At 72.4% G+C, this 24,057-nt stretch carries 22 protein-coding genes; 14 read left to right on the forward strand and 8 right to left on the reverse strand.

Annotation, left to right across the window (positions count from 1 at the left end; translation table 11 throughout):
• Positions 1-120: 120 nt before the first annotated feature.
• The 3 genes from AB0B14_RS23195 to AB0B14_RS23205 all read left to right on the forward strand — a co-directional run bounded on the left by AB0B14_RS23195 (position 121) and on the right by AB0B14_RS23205 (position 1,551).
• Positions 121-657 carry a hypothetical protein gene (locus AB0B14_RS23195; protein WP_357524123.1) on the forward strand — a complete coding sequence of 179 codons (537 nt, stop codon included), beginning with the start codon at positions 121-123 and terminating at the stop codon, positions 655-657.
• A gap of 141 nt (positions 658-798) precedes the next feature.
• Positions 799-1,005, forward strand: a complete 207-nt coding sequence (locus AB0B14_RS23200; protein ID WP_357069657.1) for a GntR family transcriptional regulator — start codon at positions 799-801, stop codon at positions 1,003-1,005.
• 282 nt (positions 1,006-1,287) lie between these two features.
• Entirely contained in the window at positions 1,288-1,551 is a 264-nt protein-coding gene (locus tag AB0B14_RS23205; protein ID WP_357069660.1) for a DUF6244 family protein, read from the forward strand.
• A gap of 72 nt (positions 1,552-1,623) precedes the next feature.
• On the opposite strand, the gene AB0B14_RS23210 is transcribed toward AB0B14_RS23205, so the two are convergent.
• Both AB0B14_RS23210 and map read right to left on the reverse strand, forming a co-directional pair.
• Positions 1,624-2,082 (reverse strand): nitroreductase family deazaflavin-dependent oxidoreductase, encoded by a 459-nt coding sequence (locus AB0B14_RS23210; RefSeq protein WP_357524125.1) that lies wholly within the window; start codon positions 2,080-2,082, stop codon positions 1,624-1,626.
• Positions 2,083-2,278: 196 nt separating this feature from the next.
• Positions 2,279-3,097: a type I methionyl aminopeptidase gene (gene map / locus AB0B14_RS23215; protein ID WP_357069664.1), complete on the reverse strand. Its 819-nt coding sequence runs from the start codon at positions 3,095-3,097 to the stop codon at positions 2,279-2,281.
• 100 nt (positions 3,098-3,197) lie between these two features.
• On the opposite strand from map, the gene AB0B14_RS23220 reads away from it, so the two are divergent.
• Positions 3,198-3,464, forward strand: coding sequence for a helix-turn-helix transcriptional regulator (locus AB0B14_RS23220; protein WP_357524127.1), 267 nt, complete (start codon positions 3,198-3,200; stop codon positions 3,462-3,464).
• A 59-nt stretch (positions 3,465-3,523) separates the two neighbouring features.
• Here the strand turns inward: AB0B14_RS23220 and AB0B14_RS23225 are convergent, their stop codons facing one another.
• Positions 3,524-4,510 carry an SEC-C domain-containing protein gene (locus AB0B14_RS23225; protein WP_357524128.1) on the reverse strand — a complete coding sequence of 329 codons (987 nt, stop codon included), beginning with the start codon at positions 4,508-4,510 and terminating at the stop codon, positions 3,524-3,526.
• Between the two features lie 106 nt (positions 4,511-4,616).
• Complete coding sequence (locus AB0B14_RS23230; protein ID WP_357069671.1) at positions 4,617-6,083, reverse strand: MFS transporter; 1,467 nt, start codon at positions 6,081-6,083, stop codon at positions 4,617-4,619.
• Positions 6,084-6,287: 204 nt separating this feature from the next.
• Here AB0B14_RS23230 and AB0B14_RS23235 point away from each other — a divergent pair, with 204 nt between their 5' ends.
• Positions 6,288-6,863 carry a helix-turn-helix domain-containing protein gene (locus AB0B14_RS23235; RefSeq protein WP_357069673.1) on the forward strand — a complete coding sequence of 192 codons (576 nt, stop codon included), beginning with the start codon at positions 6,288-6,290 and terminating at the stop codon, positions 6,861-6,863.
• A gap of 6 nt (positions 6,864-6,869) precedes the next feature.
• On the opposite strand, the gene AB0B14_RS23240 is transcribed toward AB0B14_RS23235, so the two are convergent.
• Positions 6,870-8,228 (reverse strand): pentapeptide repeat-containing protein, encoded by a 1,359-nt coding sequence (locus AB0B14_RS23240; protein ID WP_357069675.1) that lies wholly within the window; start codon positions 8,226-8,228, stop codon positions 6,870-6,872.
• Between the two features lie 314 nt (positions 8,229-8,542).
• Between AB0B14_RS23240 and AB0B14_RS23245 the strand changes: the two genes are divergently transcribed.
• Both AB0B14_RS23245 and AB0B14_RS23250 read left to right on the forward strand, forming a co-directional pair.
• Positions 8,543-10,747 carry a M48 family metalloprotease gene (locus tag AB0B14_RS23245; protein WP_357524129.1) on the forward strand — a complete coding sequence of 735 codons (2,205 nt, stop codon included), beginning with the start codon at positions 8,543-8,545 and terminating at the stop codon, positions 10,745-10,747.
• Positions 10,748-10,759: 12 nt separating this feature from the next.
• Entirely contained in the window at positions 10,760-11,149 is a 390-nt protein-coding gene (locus AB0B14_RS23250; protein ID WP_357524130.1) for a hypothetical protein, read from the forward strand.
• Positions 11,150-11,162: 13 nt separating this feature from the next.
• Here the strand turns inward: AB0B14_RS23250 and AB0B14_RS23255 are convergent, their stop codons facing one another.
• Positions 11,163-12,035, reverse strand: coding sequence for an aldo/keto reductase (locus tag AB0B14_RS23255; protein ID WP_357069681.1), 873 nt, complete (start codon positions 12,033-12,035; stop codon positions 11,163-11,165).
• Between the two features lie 172 nt (positions 12,036-12,207).
• On the opposite strand from AB0B14_RS23255, the gene AB0B14_RS23260 reads away from it, so the two are divergent.
• From AB0B14_RS23260 to AB0B14_RS23275, 4 genes are all read left to right on the forward strand, one after another.
• Positions 12,208-12,570, forward strand: a complete 363-nt coding sequence (locus tag AB0B14_RS23260; protein ID WP_357069683.1) for a YciI family protein — start codon at positions 12,208-12,210, stop codon at positions 12,568-12,570.
• A gap of 133 nt (positions 12,571-12,703) precedes the next feature.
• Positions 12,704-14,086, forward strand: a complete 1,383-nt coding sequence (locus AB0B14_RS23265; protein WP_357069685.1) for an FAD-binding oxidoreductase — start codon at positions 12,704-12,706, stop codon at positions 14,084-14,086.
• Between the two features lie 199 nt (positions 14,087-14,285).
• Positions 14,286-15,734, forward strand: a complete 1,449-nt coding sequence (gene pyk, locus AB0B14_RS23270; protein ID WP_357069687.1) for a pyruvate kinase — start codon at positions 14,286-14,288, stop codon at positions 15,732-15,734.
• On the forward strand, positions 15,731-16,615 hold the full coding sequence (locus AB0B14_RS23275; RefSeq protein WP_357069689.1) for an acyl-CoA thioesterase II: 885 nt from the start codon (positions 15,731-15,733) through the stop codon (positions 16,613-16,615). Before pyk ends, AB0B14_RS23275 begins: the two co-directional genes overlap by 4 nt.
• A 45-nt stretch (positions 16,616-16,660) precedes the next feature.
• Here the strand turns inward: AB0B14_RS23275 and AB0B14_RS23280 are convergent, their stop codons facing one another.
• The gene (locus AB0B14_RS23280; protein WP_357524131.1) at positions 16,661-17,329 is read right to left on the reverse strand and encodes a YceI family protein; all 669 of its coding nucleotides are present in this window, start codon (positions 17,327-17,329) and stop codon (positions 16,661-16,663) included.
• A gap of 255 nt (positions 17,330-17,584) precedes the next feature.
• Here AB0B14_RS23280 and AB0B14_RS23285 point away from each other — a divergent pair, with 255 nt between their 5' ends.
• Positions 17,585-18,049 carry an Rrf2 family transcriptional regulator gene (locus AB0B14_RS23285; RefSeq protein ID WP_357011130.1) on the forward strand — a complete coding sequence of 155 codons (465 nt, stop codon included), beginning with the start codon at positions 17,585-17,587 and terminating at the stop codon, positions 18,047-18,049.
• Between the two features lie 324 nt (positions 18,050-18,373).
• Positions 18,374-19,354: a sulfite exporter TauE/SafE family protein gene (locus AB0B14_RS23290; RefSeq protein ID WP_357069693.1), complete on the forward strand. Its 981-nt coding sequence runs from the start codon at positions 18,374-18,376 to the stop codon at positions 19,352-19,354.
• Between the two features lie 557 nt (positions 19,355-19,911).
• Here the strand turns inward: AB0B14_RS23290 and AB0B14_RS23295 are convergent.
• Positions 19,912-21,351, reverse strand: coding sequence for a pyridoxal-dependent decarboxylase (locus AB0B14_RS23295; protein ID WP_357524133.1), 1,440 nt, complete (start codon positions 21,349-21,351; stop codon positions 19,912-19,914).
• 237 nt (positions 21,352-21,588) lie between these two features.
• Between AB0B14_RS23295 and AB0B14_RS23300 the strand changes: the two genes are divergently transcribed.
• Entirely contained in the window at positions 21,589-23,874 is a 2,286-nt protein-coding gene (locus AB0B14_RS23300; protein WP_357524135.1) for a cellulose binding domain-containing protein, read from the forward strand.
• The last annotated feature ends 183 nt before the right edge of the window (positions 23,875-24,057 follow it).

A 24,057-nucleotide genomic window follows, 5' to 3' on the forward strand; every position in this document is an offset into this window, starting at 1 on the left:
GGTCCGGCCTCCGCTGGCGGGCCCGCCCGTTCCAGCGCGGCTGGCTCTGGCTCGGCCTCCGCTACCGGGGCTTCGACGGCACCCGGAACCGGGGACGGGGGGCCCGACGGCGCAGCCGGCGTGTCGGGGCGGGCGGGGGTCGGGGCGTACCCCGAGGTGCCGGCGGGGGAGGCGCGGCTGGCGCTGCCGACGGCGGTGAGCCCGGCGGGCGCCGGGGTGCCGGCGCAGCGGGCGGCGGCGGTCGACCCGGTGGTGGAGTTGGAGTTGGCCCGGCGGATGGCCGACGAGGCCGACCGGCACGGGCAGCAGGCGGAGTTGTTGGCCCAGCGGCCGGCACTGCTGCCGACGTGGTCGCCGCTGGCGCGGGCGGTCGCCGTCTACGCCGGCTGCGGGGCCGCGGCCGGGGTGGTCGTGCTGGCCCTGGTGCTCGCCTCCGGGGTGGGCCTGGTGGACGGGTTCACCCTCGGCGCGTGGATCTGCGCGGGGTTGCCGGCGGTGGCGTTCTTCGGGGGGTACCTGGTGCTGGGTCGGTGGGGTCGGCCCGCCATGGTCGCCGGCACCCCGCCGCGTTACCTGCCGCTCGGGTTCCTGATCTGTTTCCTGCTGGTGCCGATGGCCTACTGCGCCTACCTGCTGCTGGTCCGCGGCCTGCGCTGAGCCCCGCCGCGGTCCGCGCCCGGCTGGCCCGCGCCCGGCCTGCGCCCGGCCTCTCGCCCTGTTGCGCTCACTGCCGGTCGGACTGGGCTGGGGCGCCTACCTGTTTGCGATCCGTGCCCTGCGGCGAGTCGTCGGCGGCGTGTGCGGCGGCAACCAGGATTTCGTCGAGTTCGCGGTCAGATCAAGTCTGGCGAACTTGCGCCGGGAGACAAGCTGCCCTCGACCTCCGAGCTGTGCCGTCAGCATGACGTCTCGGCCATCGTCGTTCGTCAGGCCATCAAGCGGCTCAAGATCGAGGGCCTGGTGGAAGGTGTTGGTGGTGTTGGCGTGTTCGTCGCCGACCGCTGAACGTCCGACCGCCCCGACGCTTTCTCGGTCGCCGCGTTGCTCCAATCTTGGACAGTTTCCGTTAGCTCGTAACGGAAACTGTCCAAGATCTGGGTCGTCAACCGGACCCGATCGAGGTCCGTGGTAAAACTCCGTCAGAGCCGCTCGTTTGCGCGCATCCACTGTGCACGAGGTGACGCGGGAGGTAGCGGCCGGTCGCGCTGGGTGCGCGGATCTCGTACGCTCCCAGGTGGTCTCCGCCGGTGCGGTGGTGGAGGCGATGGTTGATACGGGGAGGTGCGCGTGAGCGCAGCACAGATCATCGCGAGGTTGGCGGCGGCGTCGCAGAAGCTGGACGAGGCGAAGGCCAAGACCGCAGCGGCAGCCCAGGACGCGTCCGAGGCGCGAGCACTCGTCGCCGGTGCGCTGGAGGGTGTGGCCGCCGGTCCGCTGGTCGGCATGATCGATTCTTACCGCCAGGCGCTCGCGCAGGCGTCCCAGGGCGGTGACCCGGCCAAGCAGCACGTGCAGGAGACGATCGCCAAGGTCCGAGCGCTGGGAAACTGACCACGGGTGGTGGCAGCAGAACCCACCAACCACCGTGGGATGGAGTGACCTTCCGGTCATCCGCTTTTCTGGCTAGAGCGCCCGACCGGGTGCGCGTTCGATGACGACGACGGGGATCTCGCGGTCGGTGCCCTTCTGGTAGCGGGCGTACGTCGGGAAGACCTTCGTCATCACCGGCCACAGCCGGACCCGCTCCTCGGCCGTCGCCGTCCGGGCCTGCCCGGTGAACCGCTCCGCGCCGACCTGCACCTCGACCGTCGGGTCGGCGCTGAGGTTCAGATACCAGGCGGGGTGCTTGCTGGCGCCCCCGTTGGAGGCCACCAGCAGGTGGTTGTCGCCGTCGCGGCCGTACATCAGGGCGGTGCGGCGCAGCTTGCCCGACCGGCGTCCGCGCGTGGTGAGCAGCAGCGACGGTACGCCGTAGAAGGTGTCGCCGTCGGCGCCGTCGGTCTGCACGTAGCGCCGGACGTGCTCGGCGACCCACCCGACCGGGCTGTCCTCGATCGTCTCGTCCTGCTCCTGTGCCGTCACGGCATCGTCTCCTCTCGGGCCTGCCCAGAGGCGGGGGACCGGTAGCGGGCCGGGTCGGCGGCCGTGGCGACCGCCGGCGGGCCGGGAACAGGGTCCGGCCCGTTCCGGACTCCGGACTGCCGGGCCCTGTTCGAAGCATTGTGCCGGACCGCCGGTCGCCTCGCCGACCGTGCGTTCGCCGCCGAAGCCGGGCCGGTCAGGACGTGGCGGTGGACTGTCCACTGCGGTCGGCCGGTCGGGTGCCCTGCCCGGGGCGGGTGGTCAGCACCTGCGGGCCGGCCTCGGTGATCGCGACGGTGTGCTCGGAGTGGGCGGTGCGTGAGCCGTCGGCGGATCGGATCGTCCACCCGTCCTTGTCAAACTTAATCTTGTCGGTGCTGCGGCAGAACCACGGCTCGATCGCGATCGTCAGGCCGGGCTTGAGCTTCATGCCTCGGCCGGACCGGCCGCTGTTGGCGACGTGCGGGGCCTCGTGCATGGTGCGGCCGATGCCGTGCCCGCCGAACTCGTTGTTGACCTGGTAGCCGTAGCGGTGGGCGACCTCGCCGATGGCGGCGGAGACGTCGCCGAGCTGGTTGCCCGGCTGCGCGGCGTCGATTGCGGCGGTCAGCGCGACCTCGGTGGCCTCGATCAGCTTCAGGTCTTCCGGGGCGGGGGTGCCGACGATGACCGACAGCGCGGAGTCGGCGACCCAGCCGTCGATCCCGACCGCCATGTCGATGCTCAGCAGGTCGCCGTCGCGCAGGACGTAGTCGTGCGGCAGGCCGTGCAGCACGGCGTCGTTGACCGAGAGGCACAGGACGTTGCGGAACGGGCCGCGGCCGAACGACGGCGCGTAGTCCCAGTAGCACGACTCGGCGCCACGCTCCTTGATCCGACCGCGGGCGTGGTGTTCGAGGTCCATCAGGTTGACCCCGACGGCGGCGACCTCCCGCAGCTCCGCCAGCAGCTCGCCGACGAACTGGCCGGTCACGGCCATCCGTTGGATTTCCTCGGGGGACTTAAGCTCGATCACGACCAACCCTCCCTGTCCGTAGCGGTATATTTATACCACGCCTCGGCGCGTCCGCCCGGATGGCGTTGCTGCTCCGCCGAGGCAGATCTATCCTGCTCACATGGTTCGCCCACCGCTCACACCCGCGCAGATCGCCGCGGGTCAACGTCTCGGTGCGGCGCTTCGGGTCGCGCGAGGTGGCCGCCCCCTCGTCGAGGTGGCCCTGGCGGCCGGCATCTCGCCGGAGACCCTCCGCAAGATCGAGGTGGGCCGGCTCCCGGCACCCGCGTTCGGCACGGTGGTCTGCCTCAGTGAGGTCCTCGGCGTCGCGCTCAGCGACCTGGCCGAGGTGTGGCTGGCCGACCTGCGCGTCCGCGAAGCGTCCTGAGGACCAACCGCGCGAGCGGCGAAGCACACCGGCCAGCCGCGCGAGCGGCGAGCACACCGTCAGCCGCGCGAGCGCGGCAGGCAGCATTTCTTGTACTTCGTACCCGATTCGCACCAGCAGGCGTCGTTGCGGCCGGGCGGCCAGGCCCGCAGGTCGGGCCCAGTGAGGGAGTCGGCGTAGTCGTCCTGGGTCTCCTCGTCGGTGGGGTCGCTGCCCTCGCGTTCGGCGAAGGCCGCCAGCCCGGCGACGGAGCCGACGACCACGCCCAGGTCGGCGCCGCCCAGCCCGGACGCCTCGACGAGGGCTCGTTCGATCTGGGCGCGGTGTTCGTCCCAGGTCGCGGGGTAGCTGTCGGCGAGTGCGGGCCAGCGCAGCAGCAGCGCGGTGAACTCCGCCTGCGGCCAGAACAGCAGCGTCGCCGGGCCGTCGTCGAGGGCGTCGAGCGCGTGGTCGCTCGCGGCGCGCAGCCGGTCGGCGAGGTTGTCGTACTCGTCGTGGGGTAGGCCCATCTCCTCGCGCAGGTTGTGCCGCCGCTGGGTCAGGCCGTAGATCATGGCCGCGGCCTCGTCCTGGGCGTCCTCGGAGTCGTGCTGCTGGGTGCGGGTGCGTTCCAGGATCGCGTCCAGCGCGGTGGTGAGCCATTCCAGCGCCAGGTCGGTGTGGCCCGCGTCGGCCAGCTCGTCGACCACGTACGTGGCGTTGGGGTTGGTCTCCAGCAGTGGGCGCAGGGCGGTCAGCTCGGCGATGCCCTCGTCGGAGCGGCCGAGGCGCAGCAGCAGGCCGGCGCGCACCGACCGGGCGTACACGTCCTCGTCGGGTTGCTCGGCGATGGCGCGGGTGGCCAGCGCGAGTGCGTCGGCCAGGTCGCCCGCCTGTTCCAGGATGTCCGCGGCCACCAGCAGGGCGTAGCCGGTGTCGTCGGGGTCGGCGACCCGCCCCTCGTCGACGGCGCTCACCAGCTCGGCGACGAGCGCGGCCGGGTCCGGGCTCTTGGGGCCCAGTGCGCCGATCTCTTCAATGCGGTCGGCGGTCAGCAACTCGGACATGGGCGCATCCTGAAAAGACGACGAGCGGTGGGTGGGGGAGCGGCCAGCGTACTCCCGGACCTGGCGCAGCCCGGGCGGCGAACCGCCCGGGCTGCGCGACCTTCCCTCAGCGGGTCGCGGGCATGGTGGCGAACTCGCCGGCTAGCTCCGACTCGACGATCGTCGCGGTGGACGGCCGGCGACCGGTCGCCTTCCGCCGGGCGGACGGGACGGCGAGGGCCGCGAGCGCGGCGGCCAGGGCGATCGCCGTGAGGACGAGAAACCCGGTCGTGAAGCCGGCCTCCCGAGGCAGGCCGTTGGCCTGCGGGTGGGCGGTGATCACGCCGCTGACCACGGCGGCGCCGATCGCGCCTCCGATGGTGCGGATGTTGGCGTTCATGCCGGTCGCCACGCCGGTCTGGCTGGCCGGCACGCTGGCGACGATCAGGTTGGCCATCGCCGCGAAGGCCAGGCCGATGCCGAGGCCGACCAGGCCGCCGGCGATGCCGACCTCCCAGCGGGTGTCGTGGGCGGCGGTGAGCATCGCGGAGGCGGCCACGTTGAACGCGGCGCCGGTGGCGAGCTGCGCCTTGGCGCTGAAGACGGCCTGGAGTCGGCCGGCGACGAGACCGGCGACGAACATCGCGACGAGCATCGGCAGCATGAGCAGACCGGCCTGGCTGATGCTCGCCCCGAAGCCGTAACCGGCGGCGGTCGGGGTCTGCACGAACTGCGGGAGGAACGCGTACACGGAGAACATCGACGCGCCGTAGAGCAGGGCGACCAGGTTGGTGGTCCAGACGCCGGGCAGGCGCATCATCCGCATGTCGATGAGTGGGTTGCTGGAGCGCAGCTCGGCGACCAGCCAGCCGACCAGCAGCACCACGGCGAGCGCCAGCAGAGCGAGCACCCGGGTGGAGGTCCAGCCCCAGGCCGCGCCCTGGCTGATCGGCAGCAGCAGCGCCACCAGCCAGCCGGAGAGCAGCAGGGTGGCGCGCCAGTCGATGCGCCCGGGGGTACGGACCGGCGACTCGGGCACGAACAGGTGGGCGGCCACGGCGGTCAGCCCGACCACGACCATCGGGATCCAGAACAGCCAGCGGTAGTCCAGCGTGGTGACGATCGGGCCGGCCAGCACGATGCCCAGGCCGCCGCCGACGGCGACGATCGCCGAGATGGCGGCCACGGCGGTGGAGACCCGCGCGGCCGGGAACTCGTCGCGGATGATGCCGAACGACAGGGGGAAGACCGCCCCGCCGATGCCCTGCACGACCCGGGCGAGGATGAGGACGCCGATGTTCGGCGCGATGGCGGCCAGCAGGCAGCCGAGCGCGAGCGCGGCGAGCGAGACGACGAGCATCCGTTCCTTGCCGACCATGTCGCCGACCCGGCCGAGGATCGGCGTGAAGATCGACGCGGAGAGCAGGTAGGCGGTCAGGACCCAGGTCACGGTGTTCTGGGAGGTGTGCAGATCCTGCTGGATGGTCGGTAGCACGGGGGTGATCAGCGACTGGAGCATCGCGAAGAACCCGGCACCGGCCGCGAGCACGGTGAAGGTGAGCCGGCGCGAGCTGCGTCGGGAGGTTACTGCCACGAGAGAAGGCTCCCCTGATTACGTACTGAGCCCGTCTGCGACGGGCAGGGCTGTCGGGTCCGGGCGATCGGGTGGCCAGGCGGCGATCGGGCGGGTACCGAGGTAAGCTAACCGGAGGCAGGCCTCCGGGATTCCGGAGGGGTGCCTCCACTAAGCTAGCGGAGGGTTGCCTCCGGATGCAACCAGGGTGAGGTGACGCACGTCATGACCAGCGCGGGGCAGGTGCCCGAGGTCTTCGCCCAGCGGCCCAGGCGGGCCGACGCACGGCGTAACTACGACGCCCTGATCGTGGCGGCGCGCGAGGCGTTCGCCGAGAACGGCGCCGCCGCCTCGCTGGAGGACGTGGCTCGGCGGGCCGGGGTGGGCATCGGCACCCTCTACCGCAACTTCCCCAGTCGGCGGCACCTGTTCGAGGCCGTCTACGTCGAGGAGGTCCGGGCACTGAGCCGCTCCGCCGAGGACCTGGCCGAGCTGCCCCCGTGGGACGCGCTCGTCGCCTGGCTGCACCGGTTCGTCGCGTACGTCGCCACCAAGCGGGCGCTCGCCGAGCAACTGCTGCACGACTCGGAGATCTTCACGAGCTGCCGGACGGAGATCTACGCCGCCGGCGAGCCGCTGATGCGCCGCGCCCAGGGTGCCGGCGCGGTCCGTGCCGACGTCAGCTTCGACGACGTGATCCGCCTGATCAGCGGCCTCACCATGGCCCAGTTTCCGTCACCGGAGCAACGTGACCGGGTGCTCGGCGTGGCCCTGGACGGCCTGCGCGCTCCCACCCGCTGACCCGCGTCAGCGGTCGACAAGCAGCAGCCACTCGTCGTCGAACCGTTCCACCACCGTGCCCGCCGGCCAGCGGTGACCGAGATCGACCATCGCCCGGGCCTGGTCGACCTGCGGCGGCCGGCTGAACTGTGCGTCGCGGAAACTGGCCATGCTGTGGAACCGGGCCCGGCCGAAGTTCGCGGCGTCGGTGAAGCGGGCCCGGTCGAACAACGCCTCCGCGCCGAACAGCGTCCAGCGGAACAGCGCCATGTGCCGGAAACGGACGGAGTGGAAGTTGACCGAGCCACCGAACTCGGTGTGCTCCATGGACAGGGCGGCGTCGAAGACGGCCTCCCGGAACGTGGCGGCGTCCTCGAAGCGGGTCGCGTCGAAGCTGCTCGGCTCACCGAAGGTCGCTCGGCGAAACGAGGTCAGGCCGGCGAAGCTGGATCGCCGGCAGGACAGTTCACCGGCGAACGTGGCCCCGTCGAAGCTGGCCAGACCGCCGACGCGCACGCCGTCCAGCAGGACCGCACCGTCGGCCCCGAGACCCTCGAAGCTCACGTCGCCGAAGGTGGCCGCCCCGAGCAGGAGTCGCCCCCGGGTCGTCGCACCCGCGAAGGTGGTCGAGCCGGTGAACGTCGCCCCGGTGAAGGTCGCGTCGACGAGCGTGCAGCCCGCGGCGTCGAAGTCGACGAGCGCCGCACCGGTCAGGTCGAGCGTCAGCTCCGGCCAGTGGGTCGCGTCGTCCGCGCGCAGGTGCCGGGTGAGCACGCGCTGCGCGGTGCGCCGGACCTCCGTCTCGCGCGGCTCGCCGTCTGGCGCCGGCATCCGCAGGTACGCGCAGAGCACCGCCGCGATCGTCGCGCGCTGCCGCGGATTGTCCTGACCGAGGCGCTCCAGCGCGTGCAGGCCGCCGAGGCGTACCGCCGCGCTGTCGTTGCCGAGCAGCTCGACCGCCCGGGTGTACAGCTCGGTCAGCCGGCGCTCCGCCGCGTCGTGCTCGGCGGCTCCGGACTGCCGGTCCTGGTGGCGCTGGGCGGCCTCGGCCACCGCCTCGGCGTGCGCCTGCACCCGGTCCCGGTGCGCCTGGTCCCGGGCGGCGACGCTCTCCTGATGCCGCTGGGCGCGCTCGGTGATCCACTGACGGCGGGCGGCCAGCAGCAGGGCCAGCCCTCCGCCGGTGCCGGCGACCACGGTCAGGCCGGTGCGGATCGCGTCGATGCGCAGTGTGGCGCGGGTGTCCGGCTGGCCGGCCCGGTCGGCCTCGGCGAGCAGCAGGCCCAGCACCAGCCAGCCCAGCGCGGCGGCGACCACCAGGCCGACCAGCACCAGCCACCAGGGCATCACCCGCAACTGGCGCTCGGGAGGTTCGTCGGCGGCCACGGCCACAGCATGCCATTCGCGGTCACCGCCCGGGGGTACGCACCGGGCCGCGGGTCTGGTGTGGAGCGGGGCCGAATTGCCGGCTTCGTACACCATCGTGCGCGGTGCCGTGGTGGGCGGCCCGGTGCGACCCGACCGCCTCGCGCGCTGCGTCCGCGGGCGGTCCCGGACGGGCCGTCCGCACGGATGCGCGACGGCGAAATGTCGGGTGGACGACGTTCCCGGGAAAGGGGGTGTGCGCCATCGGATGCGCTCGATAGCCTGCAGCCGCTGTCCAATCGCGACAGACGTGACGTCTCAGAGGAGCAGCGCGCATGACCGAGCCGCACACCGTGCCGCCGGAGGGCACCCCGCCGACCGTGCCGCAGCTCGACGTCCGGGCGGCCGAGCCACCGACCGCCGAAGCCCCGCCACCCACCGGCGGGTTCGCCGACCGGCCACCCGGCTATCCGAGTGCGCTGGTCTGGCTGCGCGCCGGGATCCTGCGGGACTGGCGCGGCGTGCTCGGCGCGTTCGTCGCCACCTGGTTCTACCTGCCGATCGCGCTGCTCCTGGCGGTCTCGGGCGGTCTCATCCTCGCCATCACCGGGCTCTTCGCCGGCGCGTTGGGCGCCGATGACCAGGTGCCCCAGGCGCTGCGCGACGCCCCGCTGATCGGCTCCCTGCTGGAGGCGTTCCTGACCCGCTCCGGCGGGGTGCTCGGCGGCGTGACCGGCTTCGTCGTCGGTTCCCTGATCGGCTTCCTCGCCGTGCTGGTGGTGCCCTGGCTGGGCACCACCGACGGTCCCATCCCGCTGGTCACCGGCCTGGTCGGCACCGTGGCCGCGGCGGCGCTGATCGGGGTGCTCTACACCCTCTACCGAGTGCTGCTGGAACCACGCCTGCTGGTGGTCTCCGGTGCCCGCCAGCCCAGCCGCCGGGAGTCCGCGCGGCTGCGCCCCGTGCTGGACGAGTGCGCCCGGCGGCTCGGCCTGGACAGCGTGCCCCGGCTGCTGATGGAGGACGACCCGGTCCTGAGCAACGCCCGCACGTACGCCCGGCACGTGGTGGTCACCACCGCCCTGCTGACCGAGCCGGACGACGAGGTCGCCGCGCTGCTCAGCCACGAGCTGGTGCACTGGCGCACCGGAGACGAGATCACCAGTGCCTTCGTCCGCGGTGTGGGCCTGCCGCTGACCCTCGCGCACGCGCTGCCGACCTGGCTGATGCGGACGTTCCCGCACCCGGGCACCAACTTCGTGGTCTTCCTGTTCTTCTGGCCGGTGCTGCTCACCATGCGCTACGTGGTGCTGCCGCTGCACGCCCGCGACGTGCGGGCGGCCGAGTACCGGGCCGACCTCGGCGCCGTGCTCACCGGGCACGTCGACGGGATGCGACGCGTCCTGGAGCGGCGGCTGTCCTTCGAGACCGGCCGCAGCGGCTGGGACGAGGCGGTCTGCGCCACCCACCCGCCGCACGAGCTGCGGCTCGACGCGCTGGAGCGGGCGTCGGTCGCCGGTGTGCCCGCCGAGACGGACGAGCCCGTCACCGCCGAGCGGCTGTTCGGCCACTCCGGCCCGGTCGGCACCCGCCGCACCTGGCTGCTGGTCGGCGCCCTCATTTTCGCGGCCTGCGTCGGCACCGGCGGGCTCGGCGTGGTGCAGTGGGCGTTCTTCCGACCGCAGGCGACTGTCGACGGATACTTCTCCGCGCTCGCCGACCGGGACAGCGACGCGGCGCTCGACTTCCTGAGCGACCAGAGCGGCGTCACCGACCGCAAGCTGCTCGCCCAGCTGCTGCGCGGCAAGGGCTACCGGCCGCCGACCGACGTCGAGATCACCAAACTGGACCGTGACGGCGACAGCGCCACCGCCACCGTGGCGTACCGGTTGGCCGGCGAGCGGCGTACCGCGCAGGTTGCCCTGCGCCGCGACGACAAGGCCACCGCCGGGCTCTTCCACGGCTGGCGGTTGAGCGGCGGGCTGACCCCGCTCGACACCCCGATCGCCGGCCCCGGCGTGCAGCTCAACGAGGTGGCGCTGCCGGGCGCCGCCGAGGGTCCCGCACTGGTGCTGCTGCCCGGTGAGTACACGGCGACCGGCCCGTCCAGCGTGCTCAGCGAGACGCCGAGCGAGATCGTGGCGGTCGGCCCGGGGCAGAGCACCGCCACCCTGCTACTGGCCCCGGTGCTCAAGCCGGCGGCCGGCGAGGCCGTCGAGGCCCGCGTCCGCGCCTGGTTGGACGAGTGCGCCAAGCAGACGGTCGCCGCACCGCCGGGCTGCCCGTTCCGCTACTACGGCGGCTCCGCGCAGAAGGTCACCTGGAAGATCCTGGAATACCCGAAGATCGCCGTCGAACTGACCGGCCCGTCCAGCGCGCAGGTCACCACGCCGTCCGAGACCCGGGGCAGGGTGCAGGTCAGTGGCACCAGCACGTACTTCGGCACCAACTCGCCGTTCACCGACGAGGACACGTTGACCGTGGCGGGCGTCGCCACCGCCGACGGGGACACCGTCGACTTCCGCCCCGCCGCCAACTGACCGGGAGCAACCGTGACCGACAGTGACACCGCCGCGCGACTGCCCGTCCGGCTGACCATCAGTCCGCGGCACCGGCAGGCGCCACCTGTCGCCCTGCTCGACTGGATCCACCGCAACCCGCAGTACCGGCCGGTGGTCCGCCAGGCCGGCGGCGGGGGACGGGCGGGCTTCAGCGACGCGGTGATCATCGCGGTGCTGGCCCAGGGGCTGCTCCCCGGGCTGTTAAACCTGTTGCAGTCCTGGGTCGACCAGCAGCGCACCGAGGCCAGCATCCGGATCCAGGCCGGGGACACCGAGGTGGAGTTACAGGTGAGCGGCCGCACCGATTCGGCTCGCCTGCTGGCCCAGGCGACCGAGGCGCTGCGGGCCGCCCGGGAGCCCGGCCCGGACGCCGCCGACTGAGACCGGCGGCGTCCTAGCTCGCCTTGGCCAGCGACTCGAACTCGTCGTCGGTCAGCCGCACGTCGGCCGCGTCCACGTTCTCCTCCAGGTGCGCCACCGAGGACGTGCCGGGGATCGGCAGCATCACCGGCGAGCGGCGCAGCAGCCAGGCCAGCGCGAGCTGCGCGGGCGACGCGCCGTGCGCCGTGGAGATCGCGTCCAACGGCCCGCCCGGGCGGGCCAGCTCGCCGGTGGCGATCGGGAACCACGGGATGAACGCGAGGTCGTTGCGCTCGCAGTACTCCAGCACGTCCTCGGCGCTGCGGTTGGCGAGGTTGTACAGGTTCTGTACGGAGGCGATCGTGGTGATCGCGCGGGACTCCTCGATCTGCGCGACGCTCACCTCGGACAGCCCGATGTGCCGGATCTTGCCCTCCTGCCGCAGCAGCGCCAGCTCGCCCAACTGGTCGGCGAGCGGCACCTTCGGGTCGATCCGGTGCAGCTGGTACAGCGGGATGCTGTCCAGGCCGAGGTGCCGCAGGCTCAGCTCACACTGCTGGCGCAGATACTCCGGGCGGCCCACCGCACGCCAGTCGCCCGGGCCGGAGCGGGTCAGCCCGGCCTTGGTCGCGATGACCAGGTCGTCGGCGTACGGGTGCAGGGCCTCGCGGATCAGCAGCTCCGAGACGAACGGCCCGTACGAGTCGGCGGTGTCGATGAACGTCACGCCCAGCTCCACGGCCCGGCGCAGCACCCGGACCGCCTCCGCCGGGTCCTTCGGGTCGCCCCAGACCCCGGGGCCGGTGATCTGCATCGCCCCGTAACCGAGTCGGTTGACGGTGACGTCCCCGCCGATCCGGTACGTGCCGGACGCCTTCGCGGGCTGCTCACTGATGTTTGTCGCCATGGGTAGATCATCCCCCGGAAGCCGACAGGCATGCCGCTCGTCGGCCGACTGTGTGCGTGGAAACGCCCTGTGCGGTTCGAGGCGATTGCCGGGAAGCGCCCGGTACGACCGGCGTGTCCGTGCGACGCTGGCGGTGCCCGTGCCGTCCGGCGCGACGGCGGAGGGAGCACCCATGGGAGTGCCGCAGGTCAACTTCGCGCTCGACACGTACGAGTGCATTGTGATCTATCCCGGCGCGGCCGGTCGGGCCCTGCCCGCCGAGACCGTGCAGCGGTTGCAGTCGGAGCACGCCGAGCACATGCAGGCGTTGCAGCGCGGCGGCATCATCCTGGTCGCCGGCTCGGTCGACGGGCCGGCCCGCGAGCCGGAGCCGCCGATCGGCTTCGGCCTGGCCCGCACCGGCAGCGTCGACGACGTCCGCAGCGTGCTGGAGGCCGACCCGGCGGTGCAGGCCGGGCTCTACCGGGTGGACGTGCTGACCTTCCTCTGCCCGGCCGGGTCCCTGGAGTTCCCACTGGTCAAGACCGAGAGCTGAGCTGTCGGTCAGTCGAGGCGCTGTCGTGATGGCGACGGCGCTCGGCGCAGTGCCGGTGCTACGGTCGCGCCCAGTGCGGGCTGCCGCCGGGGCACACCCGGAAGCGTGGGGTCGGCCCGGTCGAGGAGTCGCCATGCTCTCCGCCGCCACCCCCGATGTCGCGACGGCCACCGCCCGGCTGCGGGCCCTGCTCGGTGACCGGCTGCACGAGCCGGGCGATCCCGGTTTCGTCACCACCACAAGGCTCTGGAACGGCGCCGTGGACCGCGCGCCCATCCTGGTCGCCAGCTGCCGGGACACCGACGAGGTGGCCGGCGCGGTACGCATCGCCGCCCGGTGCCACCTGCCGCTGTCGGTCCGCTCCGGCGGGCACGACTGGGCCGGCCGGGCACTGCGCGACGGCGGCCTGGTGCTCGACCTGACCGGTCTGCGTGCCGTCCGGGTCGACCCGGACGCGTGCGCGGTGACCGTCGGCGGTGGCGCCACGACGGCCGAGTTGCTCGCCGCCACCCGGCCGTACGACCTGGTGGTGCCCACCGGCGTGGTCGGTGACGTGGGCGTGGCCGGGCTCACCCTCGCCGGCGGGTACGGCCCGCTGTGCGGCCGGTTCGGTCTGACCCTGGACAACCTGCTCGGTGCGGAGGTGGTCCTCGCCGACGGCCGTCGGGTCACCGCCGATCCCCACCACGACGCCGAGCTGTACTGGGCGCTGCGCGGCGGCGGGGGCAACCTCGGCGTGGTCACCGAGCTGCGCCTGCGCGCGCACCGGCTGCCCGGCGTGCTGGCCGGCATGATCATGTTCGCGTTGGCCGAGGCGCCCGCCGTGCTGCGCGGCTACGGCGCGCTCATCGCCGAGGCCCCGGACGAGCTGACCGTGATGACCGGCTTCCTGCCCGGCCCGGCCGGCGAGCCGATGGTCTTCGTCTGCCCGTTCTACAGCGGGCCGGACCTGGACGCCGGGCTGCCGTGGATGGACCGACTGCGCGCGCTGGGCACCCCGCTCGTCGACCAGATCGCCCCGATGCCGTACGCGGACGCGCTGCGGATGTTCGACGGCGGGATGGTCGACGGCAACCACTACCTGCTGCGTACCCGCTGGCTGCCCGCGCTCACCGACGGCGTGGCGGACGCGCTCGTCGACGCGGCCCGGCAGGTCAGCTCGCCGTTCTCGGCGCTGGCCGTGCACCACTTCCACGGTGCGGCCACCCGGGTCCGGCTCGCCGACACGGCCTTCGGTCTGCGCCGCGACCACCTGCTGACCGAGATCATCGCGGTCTGGGCGCCCGGCGAGCAGGCCGGGCCGCACCGGGCGTGGGCCGAGCGCACCTCGACGGCGCTCGCCGGGCACGCCCTGCCCGGCGGCTACCCCAATTTGCTCGCCCCGGAGGAGACCGACCGGGTCCGGCTCGCCTACGGCGCGAACTGGGCGCGACTGCGCCGGGCCAAGCGCCGCTACGACCCCCGTGACCTGCTGACCGCGGTGCCCACCCTGCCCCCGTCGGCGCACCCACGGTGAGCCTTCCTCGGGAGCACCCCGACAGCGCACACCGACGGAGGCGTACGATTCCCGGCGCGCGGTCGCCGTTGCCCGTCGCCACAACGTTCCCGGTGCGGTTCCGCCCGCCGGCCCGACGCGCACCGCGCGTCGTTCGACACATGTTCCGCTGCCTGCAATGGGTCGGCCCCGAGTCCGACCTGAAGGAGAGACTAGCCTGATGGGCGTGACACGCCGCGTGAAGATCGTCTGCACCCTTGGTCCCGCCACCTCGTCCCCGGAGCGCATCCGGGGTCTCGTCGAGGCCGGCATGAACGTGGCGAGGCTCAACTTCAGCCACGGCAGCCACGCCGACCACGAGTCGGTCTATCGACTCGTCCGGGAGGCGTCCGAGGCGGCAGGTAAGCCGGTGGCGGTCCTCGCCGACCTGCAGGGCCCCAAGATCCGGCTCGGTAAGTTCGCCGACGGCCCGCACGAGTGGCGCACCGGCGACTCGGTCGTGATCACCGGCGACGACATCCTGGGCACCAAGGAGCGGGTCTCCTGCACCTACACCAAGCTGCCGCACGAGGTGAAGCCCGGTGACCGCCTGCTGATCGACGACGGTCGGGTCGCGGTCGAGGTCACCGACGTCACCGGCAACGACATCCGCTGCCTGGTCACCGAGGGTGGCCCGGTCTCCAACAACAAGGGCGTCTCGCTGCCCAACGTGGCGGTCAGCGTGCCCGCCATGTCCGAGAAGGACGCCGAGGACCTGCGCTTCTCGCTGGGTCTCGGCGTCGACCTGGTCGCGCTGTCCTTCGTGCGCTCGGCCGAGGACATCAAGCTCGTCCACAACATCATGGCCGAGGAGGGCGTCTTCCGCCCGGTGCTGGCCAAGGTCGAGAAGCCGGAGGCGGTGGAGCACCTCGAGGCCATCGTGCTGGCCTTCGACGGCGTCATGGTCGCCCGCGGTGACCTCGGCGTCGAGATGCCACTGGACCAGGTCCCGCTGGTGCAGAAGCGCGCCGTGCAGCTCTGCCGGGAGAACGCCAAGCCGGTCATCGTCGCCACCCAGATGCTCGACTCCATGATCGAAAACTCCCGCCCCACCCGGGCGGAGGCCTCCGACGTCGCCAACGCGGTGCTCGACGGCGCGGACGCGGTGATGCTCTCCGGCGAGACCAGCGTCGGCAAGTACCCGGTGCTGACCGTCAGCACCATGGCCAAGATCGTGACGACCACCGAGGCCGGCTCGATCGGGGTGCCGCGGTTGCAGCACGACCCGCGTACCCACGGTGGCGCGCTCACCGTCGCCGCCTCGTCGATCGCCCGGGCCATCAACGCCAAGGCCCTGGTCGCCTTCTCGCAGACCGGTGACACCGTCCGACGGCTGTCCCGCCTGCACTGCGACCTGCCGCTGCTGGCCTTCACGCCGGTCCCCGAGGTGCGCGACCAGCTCGCCCTCACCTGGGGCGTGGAGACCTTCCTGATGCCGTTCGTGCAGCACACCGACGACATGTTCCGCCAGGTCGACCAGGCGCTGCTCGGCCTCGACCGGGCCAACCCCGGCGACTACGTGGTGATCGTGGCGGGCAGCCCGCCCGGCACCCCCGGCTCGACCAACACGCTGCGCGTACACCAGCTCGGCTCGCTGGTCGACGCGGCGTCGGCGCGGGCGCTGCAGTGAGCGACGGTCGGGTCGCGGTCGGCCAGGCGGCTGTTGACCAGCTGCTGGAAGTGCTGGACCTCGACCCGACCGGGGAGATGGCCTTCCGGGGGATGAGCCCCCCGGTCGGCCCACAACGGGTGTACGGCGGCCAGGTCGCCGGTCAGGCGCTGGTCGCCGCCGGCCGCACCGTCGACCCGGAGCGGTTCGTGCACTCGCTGCACGGTTACTTCGTCCGCCCCGGCGACCCGGTCGAGCCGATCGCCTTCCAGGTGGAGAACATCCGCGACGGCCGGTCCTTCTCGGTCCGCCGCGCGGTCGCGCTCCAGCACGACAAGCCGATCTTCTTCATGTCGGCGTCGTTCCAACGGGCCGAGGAGGGTCTGGACCACCAGGCCCCGACTCCGCTGGACGTGCCGCCGCCGCAGGACGTCCCGACGATGAGCGACAGGCTCTCCCGGTACCCGGAGCGGCTCGGCATGTGGGGGCAGATCCCGCGGCCGATCGACGTGCGCTACGTCGGCGAGCCCGGCTGGGTCCGTCCCGGCGACCGGCCGGCCGACCCGCACCAGCGCGTCTGGATGCGCATCGACGGCAAACTGCCCGACGATCCGCTGCTGCACGCCTGCGCGCTCACCTACGCCTCGGACCTCACTCTGCTGGACTCGGTGCTCTCCGTGCACGGCGAGGTGTGGGGGCCGGGCGGGCTGGTCGGCGCGAGCCTGGACCACGCGCTGTGGTTCCACCGGCCGTTCCGCGCCGACGAGTGGTTCCTCTACGACTGTCTGAGCCCGTCGGCGTCCGGCGCGCGTGGGCTGGCAACCGGCCGGATGTTCACCACGGACGGCCAGCAGATCGCCAGCGCCGTCCAGGAGGGCCTCCTGCGCCGCGTCGGCGCCTGACGCTCTCGACACATCCCCGCCAGGACCTGGCGGGGATGGCCTCGGTCAGGCCTGGTGGATCGCCTCGCCCGCGATCTCGATCTGCACCGTCCTGCCGACCAGGACCCCGCCGCTCTCCAGCATGACATTCCAGAGCAGGCCATAATCCTCGCGGTTGATCTCGGCCGTCGCGCTGAACCCGAAGATGTTCTGCCCGTACGGATCACGACGGGCGCCGCCGAAATTCACCTCCAGGTCGACAGCCCGGGTGATTCCTTTCACGGTCAACTCACCGGTCAGCACGAATCGCCCCGGTGCGCCGTCGGACTGCGGTGGAACAATCGGACTCCGGCCCCGTCCGCCGAGCCGATGGCTGCGCAGCCGGGCCCATTGGAAGATGGGGTCCTCGTTGCCCTGCCAGTTGATGCCGGTGCTTCGATATTCGAGCGTCGGATAGCGTTCCACGTCGAGGAAGTCGGCACTCTTCAGATGCGTGTCCCGGTCGCTGCTGCCGGTGGTGATGCTGGCCGACGCGATGGTCGCCGTCACCGAGGAGAGCAGCGGGTCCTCCGCCACGAAGATCTGCGCGGTCGCCTCGGCGAACTCACCGCGCACCGGGCTCACCATCATGTGCCGGGACAGGAAACCGATCCGCTTGTGCGCCTGATCGAGAAGATAGGTGCCGGCGACCGGGATGGTCATGCCATCCCAGGTGCGTGTGGCGATATCGGTCATCGTGTTGCCTTCCCCCGATGTTTATCAATCTGCGGACCGGCACCGCCGCAACGGTCCGACGGTCGTACCCCCGCCCAGCATAAGGACGCTCCATACCGGCATTTCGGCCCCCACCTCACGGTGGATCATGGCGTGCTTTGACCGGTCCTCGACGAAACCCGGAACGGGCGCGAATGACGCGAATTCCATCGATGCGTGTCCGATCGGCCGAGGGTCGCCCGCCCGGCCGGTTGACCGGGGGCTAACCTTGCCGACATGCGCCTCTCCGCCCGGGTCGACTACGCCCTCCGCGCGGCCGCCGAGCTTGCCGCGACGGCCAGTGGTCCTGGGCGCGGCCGGCCCGTCACGGCCGACCAGATCGCCCGTGCCCAGGAAATCCCGCCGAAGTTCCTGGAGAGCATCCTGCTGCAACTGCGCCGGGGCGGCATCGTGCACGCCCAGCGCGGCCCGGAGGGTGGCTACTGGCTGGCCCGCCCCGCCGAGGAGATCTCGCTCGCCGAGGTGATCCGGGTGATCGACGGGCCGCTGGCCCACGTCCGCGGGCAACGCCCCGAGCAACTCGGCTACCACGGCCCGGCCCGTGCGCTCCAGGAGGTCTGGATCGCGCTGCGGGCAAGCGAACGCGAGATCCTGGAGCTGGTCAGCGTCGCCGACGTGGCCGCGGGCACCCTGCCCCCGCGTATCACCGAGCTGGTCGCCGACCCGCGCGCCTGGATCTGAGCGCCGGCCCGGTCCCGGGCCCCGCGCTACCCGTCCCGCGCCGGTCGCCCCGCGCTACCCGTCCCGCGCCGGTCGCCCCGCGCTACCCGTCCCGCGCCGGTCGCCCCGCGCTACCCGTCCCGCGCCGGTCGCCCCGCGCCACCCGTCCCGCGCCGGTCGCGCCCGCCACGCCGATCCTCCGCCCGCGCTGGTTGCCGGGCGGCATCGACCGCGGTGCGTCGCACGGTGGGCGTCCCATCCACCGATCAGAGGCTTGACCCCGGCCGCCCCGTGCCGCATTGTCGACCAAGTCGATAGGAGATACCGAAAAGTCAGGGGGCGCTCGTGCGCAAGCTGCTGGTACTCGCTCTGGTCGGGCTCGTCGCGCAGCTGATCGACGGCTCGCTCGGCATGGCGTACGGGCTGACCTCGTCCACTCTGCTGCTGGTCGCCGGGGTCGCCCCGGCCGCCGCCTCGGCCTCGGTGCACTTGGCCGAGATCGGCACCACCCTCGCCGCCGGGGTCGCGCACTGGCGCTTCGGCAACGTCGACTGGCGGGTGGTCACCCGCATCGCCCTGCCCGGCGCCATCGGTGCCTTCGCCGGTGCCACCCTGCTCAGCTCGATCTCCACCGAGGCGGCCGCGCCGTGGATGGCCGGCATCCTCTTCACCCTCGGCGCGTACCTGCTCATCCGCTTCGCCCGACCGCTGCGCACCGATCGGGTCGGCGGGCGACTACGTGGACGTTTCCTCGGCCCCCTGGGCCTGGTCGCCGGCTTCGTCGACGCCACCGGTGGCGGCGGGTGGGGTCCGGTGGCCACCCCGGCGCTGCTGGTCTCCGGCCGCCTGGAGCCCCGCAAGGTGATCGGCTCGGTGGACACCGCCGAGTTCGTCGTGGCCGGTGCGGCGAGTGTCGGCTTCCTGATCGGGCTGGGCTCCGAAGGGTTCCTGCTCCCCACCGTCGCCGCGCTGCTGATCGGCGGGCTCATCGCCGCCCCGCTGGCCGCCTGGCTGGTGCGCATCGTGCCCGCCCAACTGCTCGGCGCGACGATCGGCGGCGTGATCGTGCTGACCAACGCCCGCACGCTGATCCGCTCCGCCGAACTCGACGGCCCGATCCGCCCGGTCATGTACGCCCTGTTGGCCGCCGGCTGGCTGACCGCCCTGGTGCTGGCCGTGCGGGCACTTCGCCGCACCCGACGCGCCCGCGCCGAAGCCGCGAGCGCTCCCGCCGCCGCGAACGTTCCCGCCAAGCTGCCCGAGCTTGCTGCCGCCGGTGCGGTCGAAGCGGATCTGGCCTCCACAGCCACGCCCACGCCACGCTGAACCCCGCCTGCCCTCCGCCTCGTCCCGCCCTCGGCCTCGCCCGATTCCGGGCGCGCGCCCCGACCCGCTGCCAACCTGCCCGCTCGCCCGACGGCACGCACCGCGTTCACGGCCGGCGGTTCGGGGAGCGGGTAGGGCCCGGCTTGGCGATCATGGAGTTGTGGTGCCGACTTTGGGGGTTTACGGGCGTTCTGTTACCCACCACAACTCCATGATCGGCGAGGCGGCGCTGGTCGACGAACAGCCGTTCCACCTAACGCAACGGCGTTGTCCAGGATGTAGTGGTTTCCCGGCGCTTCGTGGCCACCACATCCTTGTTCGAGCATGACCTTGGCGGCGTGGGCGCCCCAAACTCCGCTCCGGGTCTGTCGGGGGCGGTATTCGTCGTCAAGATCCGCGCAACGTCGGGGATGTTGCTATCTCACGCGTGCCTGAGGCAGCGACATCCCCGATGTTGTGACGATCTTGGCGCAGGGCGCAGGGCGCAGGGCGCAGGGCGCAGGGCGCAGGGTGCGGGGGTGCGGGAGGCCGGGGGCGGGAGGTGGAGGCGGCGGCAGTTAGGGAGAGAGCAGGTTGTCGGCCGTCTCGGCGAGCAGTGTCCAGGCCTCGTCGACGTGCGCTTCGGTGCTCTGGGGCGAGCCGACGGCCAGCCGTAGCGTGTAGCGGCCGGCGACGCGGGTGTGCGTCAGGTGCACCCGTCCGGTGGCGTTGACCGCGGCCAGCAGTGCCGCGTTGGCGTCGTCGTCGGCGCGCAGCCGGAAGCAGACGAGCGAGAAGGGGTGCGCCGCCGTCACCTCGAACCGGTCGTCGGCGCGGACCCGCTGGGCGAACCGGTCGGCCAGCGCCACGCCGGAGCGGATGTGTGCCCGCAGCCCTTCGGCGCCGTACCAGCGGATGACGAACCACAGTTTCAGGGCCCGGAACCGCCGGCCCAGCGGCACCTGCCAGTCCCGGTAGTCGATCACCGCGCCGGACTCGGAGGCCGCGTTGCGCAGGAACTCCGGCAGTACGGTCAGCGCGTCGATCAGTTCGGCGCGGTCGGCGACCCAGAACGCGTCGCAGTCGAACCCGGTGAGCAGCCACTTGTGCGGGTCGAAGCAGTACGAGTCGGCGTACTCCAGGCCGGCGTGCGACCACCGCAGTTCGGGGCAGACGGCGGCGGCGCCCGCGTACGCGGCGTCCACGTGCAGCCAGATCCCGTACTCGGCGCAGATGGCACCGATCTCCGGCAGCGGGTCGATCGCGGTGGTGGAGGTGGTGCCGATTGTCGCCACCACGATGACGGGTACGTCCCCGGCGGCCAGGTCGGCCTCGATCGCCGCGCGGAGCGCGCCCGGCAGCAGCGCCTGGCTGTCCGGGTCGACGTCGATCGGCCGGATGCCGTCGGTGCCCAGTCCGGCGATCCGGGCGGCCTTCTCGATGGAGGAGTGCCCGTGCACGGAGGTGTACGCGCGGTAGCGCCGGTCGATGCCGGTGTCGCGCCAGCGGCCTCCGCTGGCCCGGTGCAGCGCGGTCAGGGTGGCCACCAGCGTCGCCGAGGACGCCGAGTCCTGGATGACCCCACCGCCGGCGCCGGTGGAGCGGAACCGGTGCGGCAGGTCCATCAGCTGGGCCAGCCAGTCCATCAGCACCGTCTCCACCTCGGTGCAGGCGGGGCTGGTGGCCCAGAGCATGCCCTGGACGCCGAGCCCGGAGCTGACCAGGTCACCGAGCACGCTCGGACCCGAGGTGTTGGCGGGGAAGTAGCCGAAGAAGCCCGGGTGCTGCCAGTGGGTCAGCCCCGGCAGGACGATCGAGTCCAGGTCGGCGAGGACGGCCTCGACCGGTTCGCCGCCGGCGGTGGGCGGTGCGGTGGGGAGGGCGGCGGCCACCGTGCCGGGCGGGTCGGCCGAGGTGACCGGTCGTTGCGCCAGCGTCGTCCAGTAGTCGGCGATCCAGTCGACGACCGCGTGGCCGGCGCGACGGAACTCGGCGGGGTCCATGTGGGGGGTGCTCATCCGTACGAGTTGATCAGCCAGCGATGGTGGAGGCAAGGCAGCCAGCAACGGTCATCGATGTTGCGTGGCGGAAAGCGCTTGCCCTACGATGCGCGGTGAGTCGGATCCGCGAGTTCCAGGGCGTTCACCCCCGATCAGATCGCCGTCCGCCGCCGTGGCGGCGCGACGGGTCCACCGCGCGTCCCGGGCCGGGCGGGTGGGCCGCCGCGATCATCCGCGGATCCTCGGAGGCAGTCCATGCACCCGTCCAGACATCGGCTGATCCTGCTCGCCGGCACGACGGCGGCCGCCGTCGTGGCCGGCACCCTCGGCACGGTGGTCGCCTCGGCCGCCGCCGTCGGCTGCCGGGTCGACTATCAAGTAACCAACCAGTGGCAGGGCGGCTTCGGCGCCAACGTCACAGTCACCAACCTCGGCGACCCGGTCAACGGGTGGGCCCTCACCTGGTCGTACGCGGCCGGGCAACAGGTCACCCAGGCGTGGAACGCCGTCGTCACCCAGTCCGGTGCCCAGGTCACCGCCCGCAACGTCGACCACAACGCCGGCATCGCCACCAACGGCACCGCCGCGTTCGGCTTCAACGGTTCGTGGACCGGCAGCAATCCGGTGCCGACCAGCTTCGCGCTCAACGGCACCACCTGCACCGGCACCCCGGCCACCGACGGGCCGACCACCCCACCGCCGACCACGCCACCACCCACGACCCCACCGCCGACCACCCCACCACCCACGACGCCGCCCCCGACGACCCCGCCACCCACCACTCCGCCGGCCGGGGCGAAACAGCTGGAGAACCTGGACCGGGGGTTGATCAGCGTCCGCTCCGGCAGCGGCAACCTGGTGTCCTGGCGACTGCTCGGCACCGAGACCTCCGGGGTGGCGTTCAACCTGTACCGGGGGTCGACCAGGGTCAACGCCAGCCCGATCACCGGCGCCACCACCTACCTGGACAGCGGCGCGGCGGCCGGCTCGGCGTACACCGTGCGGGCCGTGGTCGGCGGCGCCGAGCAGGCGGCGTCGGCACCGGCGCTGCAGTTCGCCAACGGCTACCTGGACGTGCCGTTGCAGGTCCCGGCCGGTGGCACCACCCCCAGCGGGGAGAACTACACCTACAGCGCCAACGACGCCTCGGTCGGGGACCTCAACGGCGACGGCACCTACGAGATCGTGCTCAAGTGGGACCCGTCGAACGCCAAGGACAACTCCCAGTCCGGCTACACCGGCAACGTCTACGTCGACGCGTACACCCTGACCGGCGCCCGGCTGTGGCGGATCGACCTGGGCCGCAACATCCGGGCCGGCGCCCACTACACCCAGTTCCAGGTGTACGACTACGACGGTGACGGCCGCGCGGAGGTGGCCATGAAGACCGCCGACGGCACCCGTTCCGGCACCGGCCAGCTCATCGGCTCGTCGTCGGCGGACCACCGCAACTCCAGCGGCTACGTGCTGGCCGGTCCGGAGTACCTGACCATGTTCAACGGCCAGACCGGCGCACTCCTCTCCACCGTCAGCTACGACCCGCCGCGCGGCACCGTGTCGTCCTGGGGCGACTCGTACGGCAACCGGGTGGACCGGTTCCTCGCCGGCACCGCGTACCTGGACGGGCAGCGCCCCTCGCTGATCATGGCCCGGGGCTACTACACCCGCGCGGTCGTCGCCGCCTGGGACTTCCGCAACGGCACGCTGACCAAGCGCTGGACGTTCGACTCGAACTCCGCCGGCAACGGCGCCGCCGCCGGTCAGGGCAACCACCAACTCTCCGTCGCCGACGTCGACGCCGACGGCCGTCAGGAGATCGTCTACGGTGCCGCCACCATCGACGACAACGGCCGGCTGCTCTACTCGACCGGCAACGGGCACGGCGACGCCATGCACGTCGGCGACCTCGACCCGGGCCGCACCGGCCTGGAGGTCTTCAAGGTCGACGAGGACGCCAGCAAGCCCAGCTCCTGGTTCGCCGACGCGCGTACCGGTCAGATCCTCTGGTCCACGCCGGCCTCCGGCGACAACGGCCGGGGCGTCTCCGCGGACATCTGGGCCGGCAGCCCCGGCGCGGAGTCGTGGTCGTCGGCCGTCGGCGGGCTGGCCAACACCAGGGGGCAGAACATCGGCCGCAAGCCGTCGTCGACGAACTTCCTCGCCTGGTGGGACGGCGATCCGGTACGCGAACTGCTCGACGGCACGAAGATCGACAAGTACGGCACCGGTGGCGAGACCCGACTGCTCGATGGCAGCGGGGTGGCGTCGAACAACGGCACCAAGTCCACCCCGGCGCTCTCCGGTGACATCCTCGGTGACTGGCGGGAGGAGGTGATCTGGCGAACCACCGACAGCCGGGCCCTGCGCATCTACAGCACGCCCACGCCGACCAGCACCCGGATCCACACCCTGATGCACGACCCGCAGTATCGGGTGGCGATCGCGTGGCAGAACACCGCCTACAACCAGCCGCCACACCCGGGGTTCTTCATCGGCGACCAGATGGCCAGCCCACCCACCCCGAACATCTACCTACGTTGATCTGACCCCTAGCGGTCCCGAACGGGGTCGCCTAGGGTGGCAGGCACCGGGCCGCAGCCGCGGAATCCGCTCAGCTCCGGCCCGGTGCGCCACACCGCGGCATTCCCGACCCGTCCCGACCGGGGATGCCGTACCACCACCGGAACCAACATTAGGCAGCGTCGGGGTCGGCGGGGTGACGCT

Source organism: Micromonospora sp. NPDC049171 (genome assembly GCF_040648275.1).
Lineage (GTDB): Bacteria > Actinomycetota > Actinomycetes > Mycobacteriales > Micromonosporaceae > Micromonospora.